Origin of the sequence: Vibrio sp. 5S239 (assembly GCF_041439575.1) — a bacterium.
Taxonomy (GTDB): Bacteria; Pseudomonadota; Gammaproteobacteria; order Enterobacterales; family Vibrionaceae; genus Vibrio; species Vibrio kanaloae.
This window is the reverse complement of the sequence record NZ_JBGOOM010000003.1, coordinates 41,148-65,565: the sequence shown is the minus strand read 5'-3', so window position 1 is coordinate 65,565 and position 24,418 is coordinate 41,148. Positions and strand designations below refer to the sequence as shown.

Annotated in this window: 18 protein-coding genes; 10 read left to right on the top strand and 8 right to left on the bottom strand. The window is 44.7% G+C overall.

Going from position 1 to position 24,418, the window contains the following annotated elements:
- The first annotated feature begins 491 nt into the window (after window positions 1–491).
- Window positions 492–2,192, top strand: a complete 1,701-nt coding sequence (gene ushA, locus ACED48_RS03850) for a bifunctional UDP-sugar hydrolase/5'-nucleotidase UshA (RefSeq protein WP_017056747.1) — start codon at window positions 492–494, stop codon at window positions 2,190–2,192.
- 74 nt (window positions 2,193–2,266) lie between these two features.
- Here the strand turns inward: ushA and ACED48_RS03845 are convergent, their stop codons facing one another.
- The 3 genes from ACED48_RS03845 to ACED48_RS03835 all read right to left on the bottom strand — a co-directional run bounded on the left by ACED48_RS03845 (window position 2,267) and on the right by ACED48_RS03835 (window position 4,438).
- Window positions 2,267–2,908, bottom strand: coding sequence for a MarC family protein (locus ACED48_RS03845; protein ID WP_017056748.1), 642 nt, complete (start codon window positions 2,906–2,908; stop codon window positions 2,267–2,269).
- Between the two features lie 251 nt (window positions 2,909–3,159).
- Window positions 3,160–3,453 (bottom strand): YebG family protein, encoded by a 294-nt coding sequence (locus tag ACED48_RS03840; RefSeq protein ID WP_008223840.1) that lies wholly within the window; start codon window positions 3,451–3,453, stop codon window positions 3,160–3,162.
- 88 nt (window positions 3,454–3,541) lie between these two features.
- On the bottom strand, window positions 3,542–4,438 hold the full coding sequence (locus tag ACED48_RS03835) for a LysR family transcriptional regulator (protein WP_017056749.1): 897 nt from the start codon (window positions 4,436–4,438) through the stop codon (window positions 3,542–3,544).
- Between the two features lie 205 nt (window positions 4,439–4,643).
- Between ACED48_RS03835 and ACED48_RS03830 the strand changes: the two genes are divergently transcribed.
- The 5 genes from ACED48_RS03830 to recD all read left to right on the top strand — a co-directional run bounded on the left by ACED48_RS03830 (window position 4,644) and on the right by recD (window position 15,511).
- Window positions 4,644–5,594 carry a TDT family transporter gene (locus ACED48_RS03830; RefSeq protein WP_017056750.1) on the top strand — a complete coding sequence of 317 codons (951 nt, stop codon included), beginning with the start codon at window positions 4,644–4,646 and terminating at the stop codon, window positions 5,592–5,594.
- Between the two features lie 127 nt (window positions 5,595–5,721).
- Window positions 5,722–9,198, top strand: a complete 3,477-nt coding sequence (gene recC, locus ACED48_RS03825) for an exodeoxyribonuclease V subunit gamma (RefSeq protein WP_029627035.1) — start codon at window positions 5,722–5,724, stop codon at window positions 9,196–9,198.
- Window positions 9,199–9,204: 6 nt separating this feature from the next.
- Window positions 9,205–9,366, top strand: a complete 162-nt coding sequence (locus ACED48_RS03820; RefSeq protein WP_170960514.1) for a hypothetical protein — start codon at window positions 9,205–9,207, stop codon at window positions 9,364–9,366.
- 260 nt (window positions 9,367–9,626) lie between these two features.
- Window positions 9,627–13,301, top strand: coding sequence for an exodeoxyribonuclease V subunit beta (gene recB, locus ACED48_RS03815; protein ID WP_017056753.1), 3,675 nt, complete (start codon window positions 9,627–9,629; stop codon window positions 13,299–13,301).
- Window positions 13,301–15,511, top strand: coding sequence for an exodeoxyribonuclease V subunit alpha (gene recD / locus ACED48_RS03810; RefSeq protein ID WP_017056754.1), 2,211 nt, complete (start codon window positions 13,301–13,303; stop codon window positions 15,509–15,511). The genes recB and recD overlap by 1 nt, the downstream gene beginning before the upstream one ends.
- Window positions 15,512–15,613: 102 nt before the next feature.
- On the opposite strand, the gene ACED48_RS03805 is transcribed toward recD, so the two are convergent.
- Window positions 15,614–15,805, bottom strand: coding sequence for a hypothetical protein (locus ACED48_RS03805; RefSeq protein ID WP_046224581.1), 192 nt, complete (start codon window positions 15,803–15,805; stop codon window positions 15,614–15,616).
- Between the two features lie 281 nt (window positions 15,806–16,086).
- The gene (gene argA, locus ACED48_RS03800) at window positions 16,087–17,427 is read right to left on the bottom strand and encodes an amino-acid N-acetyltransferase (RefSeq protein WP_017056755.1); all 1,341 of its coding nucleotides are present in this window, start codon (window positions 17,425–17,427) and stop codon (window positions 16,087–16,089) included.
- A gap of 161 nt (window positions 17,428–17,588) precedes the next feature.
- On the opposite strand from argA, the gene ACED48_RS03795 reads away from it, so the two are divergent.
- From ACED48_RS03795 to csdE, 4 genes are all read left to right on the top strand, one after another.
- A complete protein-coding gene (locus ACED48_RS03795) occupies window positions 17,589–18,062 on the top strand; it encodes a DUF2850 domain-containing protein (RefSeq protein WP_017056756.1) in 474 nt (157 codons plus the stop codon).
- A gap of 81 nt (window positions 18,063–18,143) precedes the next feature.
- Window positions 18,144–19,256 (top strand): murein transglycosylase A, encoded by a 1,113-nt coding sequence (gene mltA, locus ACED48_RS03790; RefSeq protein ID WP_017056757.1) that lies wholly within the window; start codon window positions 18,144–18,146, stop codon window positions 19,254–19,256.
- A gap of 113 nt (window positions 19,257–19,369) precedes the next feature.
- Window positions 19,370–20,179, top strand: coding sequence for a tRNA cyclic N6-threonylcarbamoyladenosine(37) synthase TcdA (gene tcdA / locus ACED48_RS03785; RefSeq protein WP_016768337.1), 810 nt, complete (start codon window positions 19,370–19,372; stop codon window positions 20,177–20,179).
- A gap of 41 nt (window positions 20,180–20,220) precedes the next feature.
- The gene (gene csdE / locus ACED48_RS03780; protein WP_017056758.1) at window positions 20,221–20,649 is read left to right on the top strand and encodes a cysteine desulfurase sulfur acceptor subunit CsdE; all 429 of its coding nucleotides are present in this window, start codon (window positions 20,221–20,223) and stop codon (window positions 20,647–20,649) included.
- A gap of 82 nt (window positions 20,650–20,731) precedes the next feature.
- On the opposite strand, the gene csdA is transcribed toward csdE, so the two are convergent.
- The 3 genes from csdA to ACED48_RS03765 all read right to left on the bottom strand — a co-directional run bounded on the left by csdA (window position 20,732) and on the right by ACED48_RS03765 (window position 23,856).
- Window positions 20,732–21,943: a cysteine desulfurase CsdA gene (gene csdA / locus ACED48_RS03775; RefSeq protein WP_017056759.1), complete on the bottom strand. Its 1,212-nt coding sequence runs from the start codon at window positions 21,941–21,943 to the stop codon at window positions 20,732–20,734.
- Window positions 21,944–22,030: 87 nt separating this feature from the next.
- Window positions 22,031–22,924 carry a 2-dehydropantoate 2-reductase gene (gene panE / locus ACED48_RS03770; protein ID WP_017056760.1) on the bottom strand — a complete coding sequence of 298 codons (894 nt, stop codon included), beginning with the start codon at window positions 22,922–22,924 and terminating at the stop codon, window positions 22,031–22,033.
- 110 nt (window positions 22,925–23,034) lie between these two features.
- Window positions 23,035–23,856: an outer membrane protein OmpK gene (locus tag ACED48_RS03765; protein ID WP_017056761.1), complete on the bottom strand. Its 822-nt coding sequence runs from the start codon at window positions 23,854–23,856 to the stop codon at window positions 23,035–23,037.
- Between the last annotated feature and the right edge of the window lie 562 nt (window positions 23,857–24,418).

Sequence of the window (24,418 nt, the reverse complement as noted above, 5' to 3'; positions counted from 1 at the left end):
ATGTGTTGAGTCTTGATTTTGCTATTCAATAACAGCGGTTCGAATAACAAGCGCTGCCGTTAGCAAAGTTAATTTAATTGCGTTCATCATAAAGAGAGCGCCCTCGTTATGAAAGGCCGCATTGGGATAAAGTCTGTAAAATGATACTGCTTGTCTTTTTAGCGATAGTTTTTATTATCCGGATACTAACCTAATAGCTTAACGAGTCGCACTCACTTTAGTTGCACGTAACAACCTCTATTCCATATCTGATACTTATGTTAAGTGATCTCTTTGTTATCAGTATCAATAGGATTAGTCACACTTCCTTCATAAATATATGTTTATTATGAAAATTAATCGAGTTCTGTTGATTTATCGTTTGTGCTTACAATCTGAGTAAATACTCAAACTTTCAACCAACTAACTAAGATGAAAATCACTAAAACTTAAAAAAATATTAGTATATTGCCTGCAATAACGACATTAAAACGATGAATAAAGGATCTTCTATGAATTTTACTAAGTCTTTACTGGTGCTCTCTATCGGCATGGCGATGGTTGGTTGTGGCTCGGATAGTGACGATATCACGGTGACATGTGATACCGCGGATTCTTGTACCAAATTTACGGTTTTGCATACTAACGATAACCATGGTCGTTTTTGGGAGAATAGTAAGGGTGAGTATGGGATGGCGGCTCGTAAGACGCTGATTGATAGTATTCGTGAAGAAGTTACTCAAAATGGTGGTGAAACGATCCTATTGTCTGGCGGTGATATTAATACCGGTGTGCCTGAGTCTGATATGCAGGATGCCGTCCCTGATTTTGTTGGTATGAACCTTCTTGGTTACGATGCGATGGCATTAGGCAACCATGAATTCGACAACAGCTTAGATGTACTAGACATGCAGGCTGAGCTGGCTGACTTCCCTATGCTAGCGGCGAATATTTATATAAAAGATGGAGACACAGTTACTGATGAACGCCTTTTCTCTCCATATAAAGTATTCACCATTAATGGGTTAAAAATTGCAGTTATTGGCTTAACGACCAAAGATACAGCAAAACTTGTTAACCCTGATAATGTCGCGACGATCCACTTTGCCGATCCACAAGTCGAAATCAAAAAAGCCATACAAGAAATCGAGGAAAATGAAACGGTTGATCTGATTTTTGCTACCACTCATATGGGGCACTACGCAGATGGTCAACACGGCAGCGAAGCGCCTGGCGATGTGTTGCTTGCTCGATCTCTAGAAGAAGGTCAGTTGGATGCCATTATCGGAGGGCACTCTCAAAATCCAGTTTGTATGGAAAGCAATGAATATGCTGATTTCAACCCTGGCGATGATTGTAAACCGGATCAGCAAAATGGTACCTACATCATGCAAGCTCATGAGTGGGGTAAGTATGTAGGTCGAGCTGACTTTGAATTCTATGACGGTAAATTACATTTAGCGAAATACGATCTGGTTCCGGTGAACTTAAAAGAGAAGGATGAAAATGGTGATTATCAGTTTATCCAAGCTGAAATTGAACCTGATTCAACTGTGATTGCGACGCTTTCTGCATATCAACAGCAAGGACAAGAGTTGCTTGATGAGGTTATCTCGAACACAGATGCGAAGCTTGAAGGTGATCGTAATGTGGTTCGAACTGAGCAAACTAATCTTGGGCACTTGTTAGGGGAAGCATACCGCACTTATGACTTAGTGAATGCTGACTTTGGTGTGATGAATTCCGGTGGTGTACGTGATTCAATTGCAAAGGGAGAGGTGACGTATCGCGATGTGTTGACGGTGCAACCTTTCGGAAACTTCGTGACCAAAGCAACGATGACAGGGGCTGAGGTGAAAGCGTATTTAGATGTGGTTGCGACGATGACTGCGGGTTCAGGCGCTTACGCTCAACTCGACAACATTAGTTTAACCGTTGACTGTGACTTGGGTGATGTAACCATTCGAGATATCAATGGCAAAGGTTTTGACTTGGCAGATACTTACACCTTCTCTGTGATCAGTTTCAGCGCGGCTGGTGGTGATGATTATCCTGTAATTGATGTTGAATCGACTCAAATGACAGACGCCTCCGTACTGCGAGAGTTTTTTGTCAAGAATCCGAATGTAACCGCTGCAAATTACGCCCCCGCGGATGGCGACCTAATCTATATGAGCAATGGCGTAGACGTGAAAGGTTGCCCTGCGAACTGATTTTCAATTAAGCAATAAAGAAATAGCCAGCGAATCGCTGGCTATTTTTTTATAAAATTTAGTGAAATCAAACGCTAGATAAACAGCGCCTTATAAGCCTGTTCAATCCCTTCAATCAACATTTGTATACCGATAACTGCGAGTATTAACCCCATCATTCGAGTAATCACGTTCAATGCGCTTGGCCCTACGGCTTTCACGAAGCGTTCGCCGAATACAAATAATATGTAGGTTAAGGTACACAGTAGACCAAACGCGACGATGGTGATTATGGTCTCGTAAATTCCTTCTGTGCTGGCAAAGTTCATCGCGGTGGCTATGGTGCCGGGGCCTGCCAGTATTGGCATGGCTAAAGGTGATACTGCGATACTCAATGCTGCATCTTGCTGCGCGTCTGAATTGACCTTCTCTTTTGCTTTGGCGTGTGTTGAGTCGCCTTGTAGCATGTGAAAGCCAATCAAAAAGACCAGAATGCCGCCCGTGATGCGCAGTGCGTACAGTGTGATACCAAACAGGTCAAAGATCAGTTTGCCAGAGAGCGCAAAAGTAGTGACGATGACGAATGCGATAAACACTGAACGGAAGGCGATGGATTTGACCGTTTCCCTGTCATTGTCACTGGTTAGTCCAAGAAAGATTGGCGTATTAGCGATAGGGTTCATAATGGCGAAAAAGCCCATGAACACGGTAATGGTATGAATGATGAGCTCTTTCATATTATTCCTTTGAAAATATGCAGTTAAATACCAATGGTTGGTGTATTTAATCTTAGATACAAATAATTATTAGAAATAGATAGTAGAGCAAGTGTGAATGAAAAACAGCCAACGGAAGACTGGCTGTTTGGTTTTAGTGATAGGTGTAGAGTTTTGGTCGTGCAGTATTGCGAGTTTCTCAAATCAAAAAACGCCAATAACGAACTCTAATTCGAGGCCTCATTGACGTTTTTTAGAAAGCGATCAGCTAGTTATGCTGCATCTTCTTCTGCGTCTTCAACAGCTTCAAGCTTCTTAGCTTTTTTCGGAGCTGGTTTACGCTTAGCACCTAATGCGTAAAGAACTTCTTCTTTGTTCTTCGCTAGGTACATTGCAAGTTCTTCTTGCTTGCCTTCATCTTCAACTAAATCGCTTTTGCCTAACAGTTCAAAAAGCTCATCAGCCATATCCAGCATTTTGTCGTATGCGTCAGCTTCGGCTTTAGAGGTAAAAGTCATTTTCTCTTCTCCGTTGCGTTCGACCACGTACTTGACGATAACAGCCATGGTTAATCCTCTAAGTTTGATAAAATTTACTGGCTTTTTATACAGTTTTTGATGTTAAAAGTCCAGTTGGAGCCCTAACAATGCGGCCTCAATCTTGATGTGTAGTCCAGTCTTCACAATAACTCATGAAAGATTTCAGCAGTGGGCTCTGGTATTTGTCTTTGTGTACCAGCATCCAGAAACGTCGTTTCATGTCGAGTGGCACATCAAGCGCTTTCACTCGGCCTGAGTCAATCGCGCGTTGCGCCGCCAGTCGTGATAAACACGCGAACCCAAGATTGGCCGAAACCGAATTGATGATCGCTTCAGTAGTGTTGAGTTCAAAGGATTCATACCAATGTTCGATGCGAGGCGCGACGGCACGAAGGAAAAACTCGCGGGTCCCTGAGCCTGATTCTCGTAGAATCCAGTGACTATCTTCCAAATCGCTTAAAGTCACTTTTTCTTTTGAAACGAGAGGATGTTGATTACTAACAATAATACACATCTCATCGTTACTGAACTGGCTTGATATCAACTCAGGGTGGAGTGTTTTTCCTTCAATTAGCGCGATATCCAGTTCATAATCCACCAACTTTTGGCAGATCAGCGCACTGTTTGAAATGAACAAGCTCTGGTCTTGATGCTGAGTTCGTTCGCGAAAGCCTGACAGAATAAAGGGGGCGACCTGATTACCAATCGTGTCACTCGCGCCAACCTTGAGATTGCCACTTAATGGCTGGTCATCACGGAACAAAACATCAATACCAGCAGCACGATGTAATATCTCATCCGCCAATGGGAGCAACTTATGTCCTTCTTGGTTGAGAATCAATCGGTTGTTGACCCGGTCAAATAGAGAGTGGCCGAGTTGTTTCTCCATTTCGCCTAGTGCCATGCTGACCGCAGCTTTAGACAAAAACAGCGCTTCTGATGCGGCGGTAAGCGTCGAATGCTGGGTAATGGTGACAAACACTTTGAGCTGTTTTATTGAAATATTAGCCATCAGATTCCTAGTTTTACGCTGCTAGTGGAAATTCTTGTTCAGTATAAATGAACACTTGTTATATATAATTGGATATTGTTTAACGAATCGCAAGCGTATTATGGCTTCAACAAGCTGATGAGTTCACAAGTTTAGTGAATTAAGTTTAAGAGAGGCTGACATGATTCAACGCATTAAATATAGATTAACAGGAGCTCCAACACCCATGGCAGGGTTAGCACTAGCAATCGCAAGTTTAGGCTGGTGCTGGGATGGCGTTTTAGTCGCACAAGGTATTTTGCACACTCCAGGCTTAGTGCAGTGGATCAGTGCAGGTATTGCGGCGGTATTGCTTCTTGTTTTAGCTGTGAAATTTTTGATTCATGGTCACCTATTGCGTGAAGATCTTGCTCACCCTGTTGTCGGCAGTGTGGTACCAACATTTGCGATGGGATGCATGGTAGTGTCAGCGTCTTTGGCGCCAATCTCTCAATTCTTACAAGAAGCGATGTGGCTGGCATCTGTAGCTTTGCACGTCGTGTTTCTAGTGAGCTTTTTGTACCACAGAGCAAAACAGTTTGAGATTCACCATATGGTACCAAGCTGGTTTGTGCCACCAATTGGTATTATCGTGGCAGACGTTTCTTTCTCTGGTAATCCTGTTTTAGAGCCTGTAGCGAACGCGACCTTGGTATTCGGCTTATTGGTTTACGCAGTAATGCTACCAATAATGGTTTACCGTCTGATCTTCTCTCACGAAGTGCCTGACGCAGCGAAACCAACCATTGCGATTATGGCTGCACCTGCAAGCCTATCTCTAGCAGGATACCTAACGGTTTCAGCAGATCCATCGCCAGTTATCATTGGTATGTTGTTTGGTATTGCAGTGCTAATGACGTTCATCATTTACGCAGCGTTCTTCAAACTACTTCGTCTACCGTTTAGCCCAGGCTATGCCGCATTTACCTTCCCTATTGTGATTGGTGCAACGGCACTGTTTAAATTGGCAGCGTGGATGCAAACTCAAGGTATTGAAGCGCATTACATCAACCAAGTGTTCGGCCTAGCGTATCTTGAACTGATCGTGGCAACTTTAGTCGTCGGTTATGTCGCCGTTCGCTATTGTATTAACTACAAACCTCATCGTGTTTTAAGTGCGGTAGCAGGTAGGTTGTAAAGGGCAATAGTTCAAAAGATAAACGGAGCTTAAGTTTTCAGTATTTCATAAGCTTATATTCCTCATCCAAACTCGGCACTTATGCTAATCTGGCAGTATATTGTGGCAAGATTAGCGTGAGTGCACTTTGTTTACTGTTTACCATTCCAATAAAGTTGATACTTTAAAAATCCTTCTCGTTCACTTAATTAAAAGTGATTCTTTAGCCAATCCCTTCGAAAAAGAGCAGATCTTGGTTCAGAGCCCAGGTATGTCTCAATGGCTTAAGATGGAACTCGCCAAAGAGTTTGGCGTAGCAGCAAATATCGATTTCCCACTTCCAGCAACCTTCATTTGGGATATGTTTACCCAAGTGCTTCCTGATGTTCCTAAACGCAGTGCTTTTAACAAAGAAGCGATGACGTGGAAGCTGATGAGTTTGCTACCCGCTAAGCTTGATCACCCTGATTTTCTTCCTTTACAGCGCTATCTTGAAAACGACGAAGATGATTCGAAGTTGTACCAATTGGCGGAGAAAATTGCCGATATATTCGATGGCTACTTGGTGTATAGACCTGAATGGATGGCGATGTGGGAAGCGGGAGAGCCCGTTGCAGAACTTATCGATGATGGGGGACAACAAGAGCACCCTTGGCAACCGATTTTGTGGCAAGCACTCTATGAGCAAACCCTGTCTCAAGGCCAATCAAAATACCACCGTGGCAACTTGTATCACGACTTCATTGAAGCGCTAGCCAAGCAACAAGGCCAACTGCAGCATCTACCTAAGCGCTTATTTGTGTTTGGTATTTCTTCGCTGCCTCCTCGCTACATGGATGCATTGAAAGCACTTGGTGAGCAGATTGATGTGCACTTGATGTTTACTAACCCTTGCCAACATTACTGGGGCGAAATTCGCGATCGTAAATATTTGGCAAGAGTTGAAGCGCAGCGTCGTAAACAGTTTGCTTTGATTGATGGTTTACCTCAGCTTGAAGGCGAAGCCTCACCATTGAAAGATGGCATTGAAGCCAACGTTGAAGACGAACTACACACCAGCCAAGCTGTCGGTAATAGCTTGCTGGCGTCTATGGGTAAATTAGGCAGAGATAACCTGTTCTTGTTATCTCAGTCAGACAGTGAAGAGCACGAGTTTTTCATTGATGTTGAGAGAGACAGCCTCCTTCATCAACTGCAAGCCGATATTCTCCAGTTAGAAGAACATCAAGACGACCACATCTTAGATTCCAGCCACCATAAACAGGTGGTTGAACTGGGCGATCGCTCTCTGACCGTGCACGCGTGTCACAGCCCTATGCGCGAGGTTGAAGTCCTTCATGATCAGCTGTTGGCAATGTTTGATGCTGACCCGACACTGAAACCGCGCGATATCATCGTAATGGTATCTGACATTAATGCTTATAGCCCAGCGATTCAGGCAGTATTTGGTAATGCCCCGGGTGAGCGCTATATCCCTTACTCGATCTCAGATAGAACCGCTGATCAAGAAAGCCCAATTTTAACCGCCTTCATGCAGCTGGTCGCGCTACCGAATACGCGTTGTTTAGCGTCTGAGTTATTAGAGTTGTTAGAAATCCCTGCAATGATGGCGCGCTTTGGTATTGATGAGTTTCAATTCGAGCAAGCCAAGCAGTGGGTTGAAGAAGCGGGCATCCGTTGGGGTGTCGACTCTTCTACCGCAACGGAATTTGATCTACCTGCAACCGAGCAAAATACCTGGCTATTTGGTATTCAGCGCATGTTATTGGGTTATGCGATGTCGGACTCTGCGGGCTTGTTTGAAACTGAACACTTTCCAATTGCCGCTTATAACGAAGTTCAGGGTATTAACGCCGAACTTGCGGGTAAATTAGCGCACTTTATCGATCGTATTGCCCATTACCGCCAGCGTCTGACTGAAACACAATCAATCGATATGTGGCGTGAAACCTTGCTGCAAATAATTGATGATTTCTTTGCGGTTGAGCTGGAAGGTGAGGTGGTGCTTAAGTCGATTCGCGACGCGCTTTCGCAACTGAATGAACAGCTTGATGATGCCTTGTACGAACAAAAGCTATCGCCAAGCATTATCTATCAGTATTTGAATAATAAACTGTCGGGTGCGCGTATCAGTCAGCGTTTCTTAGCGGGGCAAGTTAACTTTTGTACCCTGATGCCGATGCGTTCTATTCCGTTCAAAACCGTCTGTTTGTTAGGTATGAATGATGGTGTTTACCCTCGCTCAATGCCGCCTGAAGGTTTCGATTTGATGAACGGACGCACTCGTCCGGGTGATCGTTCTCGTCGTGATGATGACCGTTATCTATTCTTAGAAGCAATGCTGTCAGCACAAGAGTGTTTATACATAAGCTATGTCGGCCGTTCGATTCAAGATAATACTGAGCGAGTGCCGTCAGTATTGGTTTCAGAGTTGATTGAGTACTGCCAGCAAAACTACTGTTTGAGTGAAGACCAAGCGCTACCAAGTGATGATTCTGGTATCAAGCTGACTCAAGCGATCAGTTTTGAACACACCATGACGCCATTTAGCCCGGCAGCCTTTACTAAAGGTGATTCAAGCCATGTGCTGAGTTACGCCAAAGAGTGGCTTCCTGCGGCTAACCGTTCCGGTGAACGCAGTGGTGAGTTCAACCGAGCATTGGACGACTATTTGTTGGGTGCAACGTATCCGTTAGAACTCGACTTGGTTGAGTTGCAGCGTTTCTGGCGCTTACCGGTGCAATACTTCTTTAATCGCCGTCTCAAAGTCGTGTTTGAACCGCCACTTCCTGTAATGGAAGACGATGAGCCATTCGTACTCAATGGACTAGAGAGCTTCCAGCTTAAAGATGCGTTGCTGCAAGTGTTGCTGGACCACCCAGAAGGTGCAGAGGAAGCGGTGCGACAGTTTGTCTCTGAGCAAAAAGCACAAGGTCGATTACCTGTTGGCGCCTTTGGTGACATCGAATTTGAAACCAATCGTGTTCAAGCGGAAGACTTAGCCAAAGAGATTAGATTTGTGAGCGGATCACCGCAGCAAGATCTCGAAGTGAATATCGAGTTTGACGTGTTAGGCGAAGGTAAGCCTGTTCGCTTGATGGGGTGGTTAACTCAAAACTATCAATCAGGTCTAGTGCGTTTCCGTAGCGGCAAAATACGCTCTCAAGATTACTTGGCTGCGTGGATTGATCATCTATCCTGCGCTGTTATGGGGCACGGAAAAACGACCCATATTATTGGCTACGACAGAAAAGAGGGCGTGGTTCATCAAACGCTACAACCTATCGGCGATGCGCAGCAAGCGAAGAGTATATTAGCTGAGTTAGTACGACTGTTTTATCAAGGTATGACAGCGCCACTGCCTTACTTCCCGAAAACCGCATTAGCAGGTGTTGAAGCGGGCTTTAGCCGCGGTAAATGGGTCGATGATGAAGAAAAGTCACTCAAGAAAATGGCCGATACCTTTAACGACAGCTTCGCCTTTACGGGCGAGGGCAGAGATACCTACATCTCACGAATTTGGCCTAAGTGGGATGATGAACTGGCTGCTCAATCACGTATGTACTCGACACTTGTGTTGCAGGCGGCAAGGTTGGCTGCAGCCGATCTGGAAGATCAGGAGTAGGTGGCTGTGATCGACAAGATCAATAGCGAGTGCGCTGAATTAATGAAAGACAAAAGAGAGTCGCTGGTAAGAGTTTGGTACGCTTGCTTTCAAGATGAAGGGAATCAAGGTGAATTGAAGCAAGGTACAGGAAATAAAGTGGCCGCCAGTAAATCATTATTAGTGTAGGGCGTTCGCTGTACGGCCACAGGTCAGAGGGACCATTATTCTGTGGTTCAAAGTAACGCCGTAAAGTACAAAACTCATAGGCGCTCCTGAACTCGTGGGCGCATAGTAGCGAGGCGATCTGAATTGATCCGTGAGAGAGATCGCACTAACTATTAACAAATCAGCGTAGGACGTAAATTGAATGACGTTTTCCACGCTAGGTCACATTTATAGCAATAGTCACATTTTTAACAGACTCATCTATCAAAAGGCAGTAAGGCATGACGACCACAAGCAGTGTTCAGGTAATCGCTCCAAAAACACTCGATACCATGACGTTTCCACTTCATGGCGCGCGTTTAATTGAAGCATCGGCGGGTACGGGTAAAACATTTACTATTGCTGGCTTGTATTTGCGCTTACTGCTGGGGCACGGCACTGCTGCGCCGCAAGGTGATCTGACGGAAGCCACACGACACCATGAGCCACTAACTGTAGACCAAATTCTAGTGGTGACCTTTACCGAAGCGGCTACCGCTGAGCTGCGAGATCGTATCCGTGCTCGAATCCATGATGCACGGATTGCGTTTGCACGTGGGCAAAGTGACGACCCAGTGATTGCTCCTTTGTTACAAGCCATCGATGATCATGCTGGCGCAGCTAAAACTCTGCTTAACGCTGAAAGACAAATGGATGAAGCAGCGGTCTACACCATTCACGGTTTCTGTCAGCGAATGTTGACTCAAAATGCCTTCGAGTCTGGAAGCCGCTTTGATAATGAATTTGTGACCGATGAAAGCCACCTAAAAGCACAAGTGGTTGCCGACTATTGGCGTAAACAGTTCTACCCATTGCCAATTCAATTAGCAGGTGAGGTTCGTAATATCTGGGGTTCTCCCGCTTCTCTATTGGCTGACGTAAATCGTTATCTGACGGGTTCTCCACTAAAGCTAACCGTCGAAGCAATGTCGGGCGACCTGCAAACTCTGCACAATCAAAACCTAGATAAAGTGAAGCAACTTAAGGCGTTGTGGTGCGAATCCGAAGCGGACTTTTTGGCTTTGATTTCAGGTTCAGATGTGAACAAGCGTAGCTACACCAAGAAGTCTTTACCGACTTGGTTAGAAGCGGTCACGGCATGGGCGCAGAGCGACACTCATGATTACCAGTTTCCAGATAAACTAGAGAAGTTCTCACAAGCCACGTTAATTGAAAAAACACCGAAAGGCACTGCACCTCAGCACGCCGTTTTCGAAGCGATTGAGGACTTCTTAAATTCTCCAGCAGATCTAAAAGCTCCATTGCTGGCGCATGCCATTACCCATTGCCGAACCATGTTAGCCAAAGCTAAACAGCAAAAGCAGTGGTTATCGTTTGATGATTTGTTGACTCAGTTATCCGCGTCCATTGATGTGGATGAGCAATCATTGCTAGTGGAGAGAATTCGAACCTTATACCCAGTGGCGATGATCGATGAATTCCAAGATACCGATCCGCTGCAATACAGTATTTTTAGCCGAATCTATTTAGATAACCCGCAATGCGGTCTGTTTATGATCGGTGATCCGAAGCAGGCTATTTACGGCTTCCGTGGCGCAGATATCTTTACCTACATTAAGGCAAGAAACCAAGTTAGTGCTCACTATACGTTAGGCACTAACTGGCGTTCGAGTGCTGATATGGTCAGCGCGGTAAACCAAGTGTTTATGAATTCGGATAGCCCGTTTATCTACGACCAAGACATTCCATTCTTACCCGTTGCTGCTAGCCCATCGGCTGACAAACGCCAATGGGTAATGAACGGAGAAACTCAGCACGCACTGACCTTTTGGCTTCAAGATGCTGAAGATAAGCCATTACCAAAAGGCGAATATCACAAAGCCATGGCCGAGGCGACAGCGAGTCAAATTCAAACCATTCTGACCGCTTCTCAAAATCAACAAGCCTATTTTGATAACGGCAAAAAACAACATGCCGTGAATGCGGGTGATATTGCTGTTTTGGTTCGAACCGGCAGTGAAGGTCGTCTGATCAAGAACGCGCTGTCTGAGCAAGGCATAGCGAGTGTGTACTTGTCGAACCGAGACAGTGTCTTTACCAGCTTGGTCGCGCAAGATATTCAACGCCTACTGCAAGCGGTGCTGACACCTGAAAATGACCGAGCATTGCGCGCGAGTTTAGCGTCGGAGTTGTTTGCTCTGGATGCGGCATCATTGGATGAACTCAACAACGATGAAGTGGTGTGGGAAAACGTCGTTAACGAATTTCGAGAATACCGTAAGTTGTGGCTACAACGCGGCGTATTACCCATGCTGCGCAGCGTGATCAGTAAAAGACATCTCGCGGAACGCTTACTAGAAGAAGAAAATGGTGAGCGCTCACTCACTGATTTGATGCATATTGGCGAATTGCTGCAACAAGCTAGGCAAGAACTCGACAGCGACTATGGCTTGTTACGTTGGCTAGCTGAAGCGATATCAGATGCTCAAAATGGTTTAGGTGGTAATGAAGACGACATTCAACGCCTTGAATCAGAAAGAAACTTGGTTCAAATCGTTACCATTCATAAGTCGAAAGGCTTGGAATATGACTTGGTATTTTTGCCGTTCGTTGCAAGCTATCGTGAAGCGAGTGAAGGTAAGTTCTACGACCATGATTCAGATACCACGGTACTTGATATTACGGGCAGTGATAGTGCTTTAGCACAAGCGGATAAAGAGCGACTGGCGGAAGACTTACGCTTGATTTATGTAGCGCTGACTCGTGCTGTTTACGGTTGTTTCATAGGTATGGCACCGCTACGCAAAGGCCGTTCAACCAAAGAGCCGACCGGTGTTCACTTAAGTGCGATGGGCTACTTGGTTCAAAACGGACAAGAACAAGGCATCGCTGAGTTACATCAAGCCTTGTCTGCGATTGAGGGTAAGAATTCAAGCGTATTACTGTCTGAAACTCCGACAGCTCACGAGCAAGTTTTTGTACAAGCAGAACAAGTGAGTGACGACTTACAGGCCAGTGAACTTAAGGCGTCAATCGACCGAGCTTGGCGTATCACCAGTTACTCAGGACTAGTCAAACAGGGCAGCCACGGAGCAAGCCATGATGCGACCATTGAGGTGTCTGGCTTTGATATTGATTCGGCGGATGAACAAGACGAGTCTGAGTTGATAGAACCTGAACGTTCTATATTCACCTTCCCTCGTGGCGCTCGTCCAGGTACCTTCTTGCACACCTTGTTTGAGGATGTTGAATTTACCGAGCCAGCAACCAGCGAGCATAACACGCAAGTAATCACTCACTTATTAGAGTCAGAGCAATACGAACTAGAGTGGTTACCTGTGCTTCAACTACTGGTCGATACCGTTCTTAATACAGCATTGGACGGTAAAAACTTAAAGCTAAGCGAGAAAGACTCTACGCAACGATTAGTCGAGATGGAGTTCTTATTACCGATCGAAGTGTTAGCCGCATCGGAATTGAATCAAACCATTCAGTACCATGATCCGCTATCAGCAAAAGCGGGTGACCTTGGCTTCCAAACCGTGCAAGGCATGTTGAAAGGCTTCATCGATTTGGTGTTCGAGCACCAAGGTAAATACTATGTCCTCGACTGGAAATCGAACCATCTAGGTGATGACGTTGCCGTCTACCATGGTGAAGCATTGAAATCGGCGATGGCCGACCACCGCTACGATCTGCAATATCAAATCTATGCGTTGGCATTGCATCGCTTCTTACGCAGCCGCGTTGCGGATTACAGTTATGAACAACATTTCGGTGGGGTTTATTACTTGTTCTTAAGAGGAATGGACGGCCAATCTCAACAAGGTATTTTCTCAGCGAAACCAACACTGGCTTTGCTCGATGAAATGGATCAATTGATTGACGGTAAAGTGATAGACAGACGTTCAGCACAATTGAATGACAATGAAACTGGACAGATGGGGCTTTTATAATGACAACGACGACCACTAATACCAGCATAGAAACAGCGAACTCTGTTAAGCCAGTTTCACTTATCCCTGAGCAGTTAATGGATGTGCTCAAGTTTCTTGCAGAAAAGGGTTCGATTCGTCAGTTGGATTATCAATTTGCCCGTTTTATTGCGCAGCAAGCGACGAGTCACTCTCAAGAGATCGGTTTTCTCGCTGGGGTGGTGAGCCATGAGTTGGGCAAGGGTCATATTTGTACTCAGCTTATACAGCAGTATACGGTAAGCCCTGAACAAACGGCGGATCTTGCTCAGTTACTGGGTTTATATGGTGAGACGGCACTGCAACTGAACCAAAAATTGTTAGGTATTGATTGGGCGACAGTTCTGCAATCATCTAACTTAGTTGGTATGACCAATGATTATGTTAAGCCGCTAATGTTCGATGGGCAACGTGTGTATTTACAGCGTTACTGGAACTATGAGGTTGTGTTAGCTGAGACCTTAAACCGTTTAAGTAAGCCTGTAGAGTTCAACACTGAGCAGAAAAAAGCGCTGACTGAAACGTTGAGTCAATTATTCGCACGCAGCTATCACTTTCTGTTTAACGCCTTAGCCAAGGCTGAAGCAAACCAACAAACGTCTCAGGTATTACGCCAACAACTGGTGTGTGACCATCTAGATATTGTGAATGAGCAAGTTCTAGATTGGGGCGCGATAGACCAAGCGATTGTTCAAGCTAAACAAGTGACCGATTTAGATGTGCTGGATAGTCTAGTGCCGTTATCTGTTTGTTTGAATTGGCAAAAAGTGGCGGCAGCGGTGGCGCTGAGTCGTCGCTTTGCGGTGATCTCTGGTGGACCTGGTACTGGTAAAACGACCACAGTAACCAAGTTATTGTCGGCTATGGTTGAACAATCACTCAGCCAAGGTAAAACACCGACGATCAAGCTGGTGGCTCCAACAGGTAAAGCGGCGGCACGTTTAACTGAGTCGATTGGTAAAGCGATTGAACAACTGCCTTTAGCGCCTGAAGTAAAAGCCAACATACCGACGGAATCGAGCACTTTACACAGGTTGCTCGGCGCGATTCCTAATCGTGCTGAGTTTAGGCACAACCGACGCAATCCGCTTCACCTTGATATCTTAGTGGTGGATGAAGCTTCGATGGTCGATCTGTCGATGATGTATAAGCTGGTCGATGCACTTCCTGAACACGCAAGGCTGATTCTGCTTGGGGATAAAGATCAACTCGCTTCGGTAGAGGCAGGTGCTGTGCTCGGTGATATCTGTTCATTCAACTCTGCAGGGTACAGCACAGCGCAAGGCAATTTGATTGCAGAGATGACAGGCTTTGATGCGATAGCTAAATCAAGACAAGACAAAGCAGGTTTGGTTAACGCTCCTGCGATTGCAGACAGCTTGTGTATGCTGCAGAAGAGTTATCGTTTCGATGCGCGTTCAGGTATCGGACAGTTGGCAAAAGCAATCAATAACGGCTCTGCTAAGCAGGTCGATCAAGTGTTTGCTAAAGGGTTTGAGGATATCGAAAATCATCCTTTGTCGAGTGACAGCTATAACGTGATGCTGCGTACTTTAGTCAATGAGTATGGTGCGTATCTGAACCGAATGAACGTGCCGTTAGAAGAATTAGAAACTCAGGAAGCGCGAGCTAAATCGGTGCTCGACTTGTTCAGCCAATGTCGATTGCTGTGTTCCATTCGTGAAGGTGACTTTGGCGTTAAAGGCCTCAACCACAGAATCGAAAGGGCACTTGCCGCCAGACGTTTGGTGAACCCACACAACGATGAGTTGTGGTATCACGGACGACCTGTCATGGTAACGCGTAACGATCATGGTTTGGGTTTATACAATGGTGATATTGGTATATGTATGCTTGAATCTGATTCGAGTCATTCTGATACAGCACCTAGATTGAAGGTCTATTTTGAATTGCCCGATGGCAGCGTGAAAGCTGTGCTGCCAAGCCGAGTGCCCGATCATGAAACGGCTTATGCGATGACGATACACAAATCGCAGGGTAGTGAATTTGATCTGACCTTAATGATCTTGCCGCCAGATTTCAGCCCTATTTTAACGCGAGAGCTTATCTATACTGGTATTACACGTGCGAAGAAACGACTGATGATGTTCAGTGATACGAATGTATTGAAGCGTGGTATTAAGGTAAAAACAGAGCGAGTGAGTGGTTTAGGCAGTCGCTTAACCAGCTAACGAAGATAGATACTTGGCGAAAGTGTTTAGGGGAGTCAAGTGACCAAATTGCAGGGGATAGCGTATACATAAAGCAACCCTCCTTGGTTGCTTTGAGCGTTATTAGGAATCAGAGCCTAAAAACGCTCGAGTAAACGATATATGGTTTATCTTGTACTTTGCTTGGCAATTTAAAATAAACTCTTTAAGGTTCTCGCTCACAGGGAACACGCAGTGTACGTCTAGCCCTTCTAAGAATTGGTTGTCGGCCATATCCCAAAAACTTTGCAGCGAGTTACAAACAATGGTTCTCATATCAATGTTGCTCTTTTTGCTGTTTATATCAACGAGCAGAGCTATTCCTAGCGTGCTGACCGTCAACGGGTATAGCAATCCGTGCAGTGACCACCTTAATTAACTCGATACGATTATCAAGATGGTAATTCCAATTAAAATTATTTGTTAATATCATTAAAGCGGCTAAATACTATACAATTATTCGTGTGAGTGAAAGTGCATATTTGTTAAAAATTGCACAGCAAACGATTACATTTGCAATTATTTTAATGAGAAAGTGTGATTAGTATCTGAAAGTTTCACTGAACGTCTAATGCTAGAATTTTTGAATTCCGTTGATAGTTGTATAAACTTTGTTTCTTCATCGGCAGCTCGTCGACACCTATTTCGTAAAACCCTTGTTCACGGAACCAATGTAGGCTGTGTGTGGTAAGAACAAAGATCTGGTCGATATCGCGCGACTTCGATTGATGACGCATGTAATCCAGTAGTAATTGGCCACGGTTTCCATCTCGATAGTCAGGGTGGATAGCAACACAGGCCATCTCTGCCATGTGATCTTCTGGGTAAGCATACAGTGCAGCACAGCCAATAATCAGCCCGTCTTTCTCGATAATAGTAAAGCGATGGACTTCTTGCTCTAACTGCTCTCTTGAACGACGAACGAGTATGCCTTGTTCTTCAAGCGGGCGAATGAGGTCAAAGATACCACCGATATCATCAATCTGAGCTTGTCTTACTTGTTCGGCACTCGCCATTACTACTTGGGTTCCAATACCGTCGAAAGAGAACAGCTCTTGGATCAATGCGCCATCCACTTTGTAGCTGATTAAGTGACAGCGAGGCACTCCTGCGTGGCAAGCGGAGATAGCTCCCTTTAAAAAGCGCAGCGTTCCGGTACTCATGTCTTCTGTAGGATTCTGAGATTCCGTTAAGCGTTCTAGAATTTGTTTAGCGTCTTTAGGGAAAAGTTCGGCGAGGACATTACCGTTTTCGTCGGTTACACCTTGTTCGGAACAAAAACCAATCAGCTTGTCTGCCTTTAGACGAATTGCAACTTGGGTCGCGACCTCTTCTGAAAGCAGATTAAAACTTTCTCCTGTTACAGAGCTGGCAATCGGGCCAAGTAATACGATGGAACCTTGGTCGAGTGTGCGATTAATCCCTTCAATATCGATTCGACGAATACGCCCACTATGACAGTAGTCTGTGCCATCATCCACGCCTAGCGGTTGAGCGGTGATAAAGTTGCCGCTCATCACATTCAGTTGAGTGCCCGCCATTGGGGTGTTGTTCAAGCTCATAGAAAGACGAGCGGTAATAGCTAGCTGTAATTGGCCTGCAGCCTGCATCGCGACCCCTAGAGAATACTCGTCAGTGACCCTAATATTCTTGTGATAAGGCGTATGGCAATCTTGTTTTACCAGCAGTTGGTTGATCTGAGGTCTTGCCCCATGAACAAGAACAATCTTGACTCCAAGGCTGTGGAGTAAAGCTATGTCATTAATAATATTGCCAAAGTTTTTAGCGGCAACGGCTTCGCCTCCCAGCATAATTACCATAGTCTTGCCACGGTGAGCATTTACGTAAGGGGTTGATTGTCTGAAACCTTTTACTAGCGCTGTACTTCTTAATTTCACAGAACAAGTCCATTTTGTTTATTTATTCGATAATTTAGCATTTAAATTCAAATTTAAACAACACCTTTTTGGAATAAAGCGCAAACTATTATTATCTAGACTTCATTATATAAACGGTCTCAGTGTAGAATATGCATAGCATCTTTATGAGTAGTTACCGAATGCAACAAGCTCCAGCAACAAAGAACAAGATCGATGAGATAACCACAGGCCTCTATAGTGAGGAAGAACAGCGAAACCAATCTAAGTTAAAGCGTAAGATCATCGAGCGTTGTCTCATGATTTTGGCTCTGGTGGGGTCGTTCGCAGTGGTGTCACTTTTTGGTGATGTGATAACTCGATTGCAAGATTCAGTAACGCCAAATCACTTGCTTTATGGTACTTGGGTAGAACAAGATGTTGCGCATTATGCGACGGATGAGTTTGTGTTAAACGCTAATGGTGTATCAATGGCGGGTTCTATTGTTGCCACTAACTTTGAGTTTGATGGTAACTACTTCGAATATAAGGCGGGCGATCAAACGTATCGTTTCCGCATGACCAATTCTGACAACACCGAAATGACGCTTGATTCGGATAGTCACTATAATCCTGTATTTCGCCTTAAAGGCCATATTGATCACTCAGTTCGATAGGTTATCTTATTGTAAACTCTTACAATCTAAGATTGTGTTATCTGGCTGTTTTTGTCATCCTCGATGCATAGAATTTTTAGGATGACTCTTGTGATTAAAAAATGGCTTCCCCTTGTTGCCGCCTCTCTACTATTTGGCTGTGCTCAACCAACTGATCGTGCTCAACAACACCTTGATGATGAATTTCCCCGTACTTTAAATAAGATCGATCAGGTTCAATCCAACAAGCCAAGAGACTACACCGCATTTGCTGAACAAGCTGAAATGGTGGTCTCCAAATCTCCTTCGATGGCGAAAATCTACGAGCCGCTTTATCAACAGCTCAATGAGTGGGCAATGCTGAGTGGTGATCCTAGTGAGTTAGCTAATTTCGGCGTTCAAACCGCCCAACTCGGTGGTGGAGATAAGCAAGGTAATGTCTTATTCACGGGGTATTTTTCTCCAGTGATGGAGCTTCGTCATGAAGCGACTGAAGAATATCGTTTTCCTGTTTATGGCCTTCCTAAGTGTGATAAAGAGTGTCCAACTCGTGCAGATATCTACAACGGTGCATTAGAAGGTCAAGGCCTTGAGTTAGGTTATTCAGCAAACCGTATCGACCCATTTATGATGGAAGTGCAGGGCAGTGGCTTTGTGCACTTCGGTGATGATGACACGCTGCAGTATTTCGCATACGCGGGTAAGAACAATAAAGCTTATGTGAGCATTGGCCGTGTTCTTATTGAACGAGGCTTAGTTCCACGCGAAAAAATGTCATTAAAGGCAATCAAAGAGTGGGTATTGGCAAACGACCCTGAAGTAGTCAAAGAGCTGCTTGAGCAAAATCCGTCCTTTGTGTTCTTTAGTGCAAGAGATGATTTGTCGGTAATGGGAAGCGCAGGTATTCCACTGTTACCAATGGCTGCGGTAGCGGGCGATCGTTCACTCTTGCCTATGGGCACACCAATTCTGGCTGAGGTTCCGTTATTAAATGCAGATGGTACTTGGAGTGGTGCACACCAATTAAGGTTGTTACTGGTTTTGGATACGGGGGGAGCGGTTAAGCAGAACCACTTAGACCTCTACCACGGTATGGGGCCAAGAGCGGGTACTGAAGCGGGGCATTACAAACATTTTGGTCGTGTATGGAAGTTGGGTTTAGATGGTAGCGCAACCGAAGCGCCTTGGGCTTTGCCTCCTGAAAAGATCGAGTAAAGCCTAATAGAATAGGGTTGTTAAAGTGATTCTCTAATCCCCTAGACTTTTTATTCAAGAGTGCGTATAAAACGCACTCTTTTCTTTTTCTCAGAAATAAATTGGCGGCAACAATGCGTGAATTGACCACTCCTGCTTCAGAAAACTATGACCAACGATTTGGTGGCACTCGTCGCCTGTATGGCAATAGTGAAGTCGACATACTTAGAGCTGCACACGTGTGTGTGATCGGTATTGGCGGTGTAGGTTCATGGGCTGTTGAAGCACTTGCTCGTACTGGTTTAGGTGAGCTGACTTTGATCGATATGGATGATGTGTGCGTGACCAACATTAACCGTCAGATTCATGCTATGTCGGGTACTGTCGGTAAGAGCAAAATCGAAGTGATGGCAGAGCGCGTCAAGCTGATTAACCCTGAGTGCAAAGTTAACCTGATTGATGACTTTATCGGCCCAGACAATCAGGCTGAATACCTATCGAAAGAGTTCGACTTTGTTCTCGATGCGATTGATAGCATGAAAGCTAAGGCTTCGCTGTTGGCGTATTGCCGTAGCAACAAAATTAAGGTGATCACCACCGGTGGTGCGGGTGGCCAAGTCGACCCGACTCAAATCAAAGTGGCTGATCTGACTAAGACGATTCAAGATCCGCTAGCAAAGAAATTGAAAGACACGTTGCGTCGTCATCATAATTTCCCTAAGAACCCAGCACGTAAGTTTGGCATTGATTGTGTGTTCTCTACTGAGCAACTTAAATACCCTCAAGCCGACGGCAGTGTATGTGCTGCGAAAGCAACCGCAGAAGGTCCAAAGCGCATGGATTGTGCGACGGGGTTTGGTGCAGCAACGGTTGTAACGGCGACGTTTGGTTTTGTGGCGGTTTCACGTATCGTAGAAAAGATCGTTCAAAAGCATACTAAGTAACTCGTTATTGTTCGTTTCATAATAATTTACTGGATATTAAAATGATGTCATTCCCAAGCTCTCCATTCGGCACTGAAATTACCAGTGATGATATTGTCGCGAAAATGCAAACATTCAACGGCTGGGAAGACCGTTATCGCCAAGTGATTCAATGGGGGAAGAAGTTGCCTAACATGCCTGATGAACTGAAAAGTGAGCAGGTATTGGTGTCTGGTTGTGAAAGCCAAGTGTGGTTAGTTTCTCAGAACATCGACGGTGTTTGGTATTTTTGCGCCGATTCAGATGCGCGTATCGTGCGCGGTCTGATTACATTAGTGATGGCTGCTTTTGATGGTAAAACATCACAACAAATTCAAGTGTTCGATATTGATGGTTACTTTGAACAGATCGGTCTAATCACCCACCTCAGCCCATCTCGAGGTAATGGATTAAAAGCGATTGTTGCTCAAATCCAAGAGCTAAGTGCTTAACATTTCTTAAAAACACAGATATAAAAAGGGTTGACGCTAAACGCCAACCCTAAATAACTTCGCTATTCGTTATGTTTACCATCTACAACATATCAACGGCTTTTTCTATCGCCGCTATGAGCTTTTCAACATCATCCATGTTGTTGTAAATGCCAAACGAAATTCGCACCGTTCCTTTTACGTTGAGCGCATCCATTAATGGGTGAGCACAGTGGTGACCAGCGCGAACTGCGATACCTTGTTGATCTAATAGCGTTGCAATATCTTGATGGTGAACACCATCCATTACAAACGTAATCACACTAGAGTTGGGTTGATACCCTAAAATCTGAATGTCATCCAGTTTACTGAGAGCAAGGTAGGTCTCGTGTTGCAGCTGGTGGATATGATTTTCGACATCTTGCTGTGCAAAACCACTCAACCATTCTATTGCGGTGCTTAAAGCAATAGCGCCAGCGACATTGGGTGTGCCTGCTTCGAACTTGCCAGGCAGTTCAGAAAAAGTAGTGCCAGAGAAAGAGACACGATCAACCATTTTGCCACCGCCATGCCAAGGTGGCATCGCTTCGAGCAATTCCAGTTTGCCGTAAAGCACACCAATACCTGCAGGTGCATAGAGCTTATGCCCAGAGAATACGTAGAAATCTGCACCTAAAGCCGCTACATCAACAGATTCATGAACAATACCTTGCGCGCCATCGGCCACAACAATAGCATTCATCTTGTGTGCTTTCTCTATCACTTGTTCAATGGGCTGACGAGAACCAGTCACATTAGTTATCTGAGCCAGAGCAACAATCTTGGTTCGTTCATTTAAGAGCATATCAAACGCAGTTAGGTCAAATTCGCAATCCGATGTCACTGGTACTTTTATGACTTTAGCGCCGGTTTGTTCTGCCACAATTTGCCAAGGGACTATGTTGGCGTGATGCTCCATTTCACTCACTAAGATCTCATCGCCAGGTTGAAGAGTGCTTCTTGCGTACGTTTGAGCAATGAGGTTAAGTGCTTCGGTGGCACCGCGAGTCCAGATAATTTCCTTTGAAGACGTAGCGCCAATAAACTGAGCGACCTTGTCTCTTGCTGCTTCAAATTGACTGGTTGCTTGCGCGGTTAAGCTGTGGCTACCACGGTGAACATTGGCATTTTGCTTAGAGTAATATTGGCTAATGGCATCAATAACCACCTGAGGTTTTTGCGTCGTTGCCGCGCTGTCTAAGTAAATCAACGGTTGTTGGTTGACGATTTGTGATAGCGCAGGAAACTGCTCTCGGATGTGATTGATATCAAGCATCTATTCTTACCTAAAATCTTGGGAATTGGTGCTAGCGTTGTGCTTAGCGGTATTGTTATTTTATCGCGACTTGTTAACCGTTGCTGACTAATCTTGATGATTCCAGCGATTTTCTTGCCCTTTGACTTGGGCGAACAGTCTTTGGTTAACGGGAGCGTCTATCTGATGCTTGAGTGCAGTCTTAATAAGGTAGCCGTTAATGAAGTCGATCTCTGTCTTACGTTGGTAAAACATATCCTGCTTCATGGATGAGTTGTTCTGCGCCGTGGCTTGGATTACCTGTTTGACGCTTGCCACTAATTTATCGAATGAACAAACGATCCCTTCGGCTTGCATAACCTGCGTGAGCTCTTTAACGATAGAACTCAAAATATCCTCAAACCTTTTATCTGCGAGTTCGCCATTCTTGATCTGTTCAAGGCCCGTGAGTGGGTTGATCGCACAATTGATGGCGAGCTTAGTCCAAAGTGCGGTTTCTATTTGTGGGTTCCAACAAACAGCAGGGAGAGCATTATCTAAGACATCAACTAAAAACGTACACTGTTGGCCAGTTTGGTTGAAAGCACCCAATTGAGTTTGGCCCAATCCAGTATGAGACACATTGTTGTGGTCGGGTTTGAATGCAGCTTGAGTCGTGGTCGCCAATATTATTGGGTAAGCATCAATTTGAGTGGCTATCTCATCAACCGCGCCCATTCCGTTATGCATGAACATGAGAATGGTGTCGGGATCGAGATGTTGAAGCAGTGAAGTGGTTGCTTCTGCTACTTGCCAAGCTTTGACCGTGAAAATAACCAAGTCACTCGCTGATAGCTTTTCGATATTGTTGTTACTGAAGGAAAGGGAAGCTTGTCCATCAAGTGATAAGTCAATTGAGTTATCAGTGGAACGACTCCACAAAGACACATTATGACCAGCTTGAAGTAGTTTTATTGCCCATAAAGAGCCGATGGCCCCTGGCCCTACAATAGTGATGTTCACAGCAATACCGAGATAAGAAAGTGATACTGCAAGGATAGCGAGGCATTAAATGAAAGCAATAAAAAATGGCACCCGAGGGTGCCATTCTGGAAACTTTCTTAGAAGTTCAATTAGAACTTGTAAGTTACTGCAACGTAGTGACCTACGCCTGAAGAGTCAACAGTTTGAGTCCATGGTAGTGCTTCACCATCTGAAAAACCGTAGATGTCTTTGTATAGTTTCAAGCCGTAACCAACAGCGAACTGATCTGAGTGCCAGTAGATACCGTTAAACATCGCACCGCCGTTTGATGTGTTAGTGTTGAACTTGTTACCAGCCTTATCTTCCATACCGAATTGGTAATCGATGTAACCTTGGTAAGAAATGAATGAACCGTTCTCGAAGAAGTAGAATGGTTTGAACCAGTTAGTCGATATTTGGAAACCGTTCCAGTCTTTTTCGTTACCGTAGTAAGAACCGTATAGGTTTAGACCAACTTTACCGAACCATGGAACCATGATGTCAGAACCAAGACCGATCTTCTGGTTGTTTACACCAGATTTGCCGCCCCATTCCATAAGAGATGCAACGTAAAGCTCTTGAACTGGGCCAAAAGAAAGGTCTTTACCAGTTAGTCCGTCTAGAGACATACGAGGTGCGAATTTCATAAAGATTTTTTCTTCACCAGCTTTGTCGCTGCCTGGATCAGAAGTTAGGTTAAATACATCAACGTAACCGTAAAGATCGAAGATTCCCGAGCGACCGCCAAATTCCATCTCTAGGTAATCGTGAGTTGACTCTGGACCAGCGCCTTTCTCATCGATTGCAGCCATAAGGTTGAATTGCATCCACTTGTAATCATTTTTGTGGATGTCGCCGTCAGAATAATCCGCTGCCATTACCGGAGCAGAAGCTGCTGCAAGTAGGCCAAGAGTTAAAAGTGATTTACGCATAATGGAACTCTCTATATTTGAAATAAGTAACCCGCAAACTTGTAAGTGTTTACGTTGTCCGAATGCCGAGCATAATAGCGATTTTGTTCTCAAATAAAAGTGAGACAGAGTGAAAACTACAATTATTAAAGTGAAGCCGATCACACTAACGATCTAAATGACGGAACTTTAAGATAGCAATGCATCTTGATGCACCATAAATTCTATTGATTTTGTGAAATTCGGTTATTTTGTGGGGGAATTGCTGAAATACCGTTCTAAGCAAACGATTCTACTGAATAGAGTGACATGCATATCAAAATCAACAGTATTCTTTTCTAAGCTTTTTCTTCCTCAAAATGAGGTAAATCGTCCGTCTCGTTTTCTTTGCTTTGAGCTATTTTTGATCGGCGTTGTACTGGAGTTAGAATCATTTGATGAAGAGTTTTCATGGAGAGGTAATTGGGGTAATCAAGCTTTGTTGTTTATTTATAGAAAGAGATTGTTCTTTGCTCTAAACATGGAAAGAATTTTTGAGAGTTTGCAATTGATGATTTGGTGGGAACTGAGTTCCACTTAACCG

Bases quoted from the DNA above. Each gene is read 5' to 3' on its own strand.
- ACED48_RS03845 (WP_017056748.1), bottom strand. From the start codon at position 2,908: ATGAAAGAGCTCATCATTCATACCATTACCGTGTTCATGGGCTTTTTC.
- recB (WP_017056753.1), top strand. From the start codon at position 9,627: ATGACGACCACAAGCAGTGTTCAGGTAATCGCTCCAAAAACACTCGAT.
- csdE (WP_017056758.1), top strand. From the start codon at position 20,221: ATGATGTCATTCCCAAGCTCTCCATTCGGCACTGAAATTACCAGTGAT.
- ACED48_RS03830 (WP_017056750.1), top strand. From the start codon at position 4,644: ATGGCAGGGTTAGCACTAGCAATCGCAAGTTTAGGCTGGTGCTGGGAT.
- ushA (WP_017056747.1), top strand. From the start codon at position 492: ATGAATTTTACTAAGTCTTTACTGGTGCTCTCTATCGGCATGGCGATG.
- ACED48_RS03795 (WP_017056756.1), top strand. From the start codon at position 17,589: ATGCAACAAGCTCCAGCAACAAAGAACAAGATCGATGAGATAACCACA.
- tcdA (WP_016768337.1), top strand. From the start codon at position 19,370: ATGCGTGAATTGACCACTCCTGCTTCAGAAAACTATGACCAACGATTT.
- mltA (WP_017056757.1), top strand. From the start codon at position 18,144: ATGACTCTTGTGATTAAAAAATGGCTTCCCCTTGTTGCCGCCTCTCTA.
- recD (WP_017056754.1), top strand. From the start codon at position 13,301: ATGACAACGACGACCACTAATACCAGCATAGAAACAGCGAACTCTGTT.
- ACED48_RS03835 (WP_017056749.1), bottom strand. From the start codon at position 4,438: ATGGCTAATATTTCAATAAAACAGCTCAAAGTGTTTGTCACCATTACC.
- ACED48_RS03840 (WP_008223840.1), bottom strand. From the start codon at position 3,453: ATGGCTGTTATCGTCAAGTACGTGGTCGAACGCAACGGAGAAGAGAAA.
- ACED48_RS03765 (WP_017056761.1), bottom strand. From the start codon at position 23,856: ATGCGTAAATCACTTTTAACTCTTGGCCTACTTGCAGCAGCTTCTGCT.
- csdA (WP_017056759.1), bottom strand. From the start codon at position 21,943: ATGCTTGATATCAATCACATCCGAGAGCAGTTTCCTGCGCTATCACAA.
- ACED48_RS03805 (WP_046224581.1), bottom strand. From the start codon at position 15,805: ATGAGAACCATTGTTTGTAACTCGCTGCAAAGTTTTTGGGATATGGCC.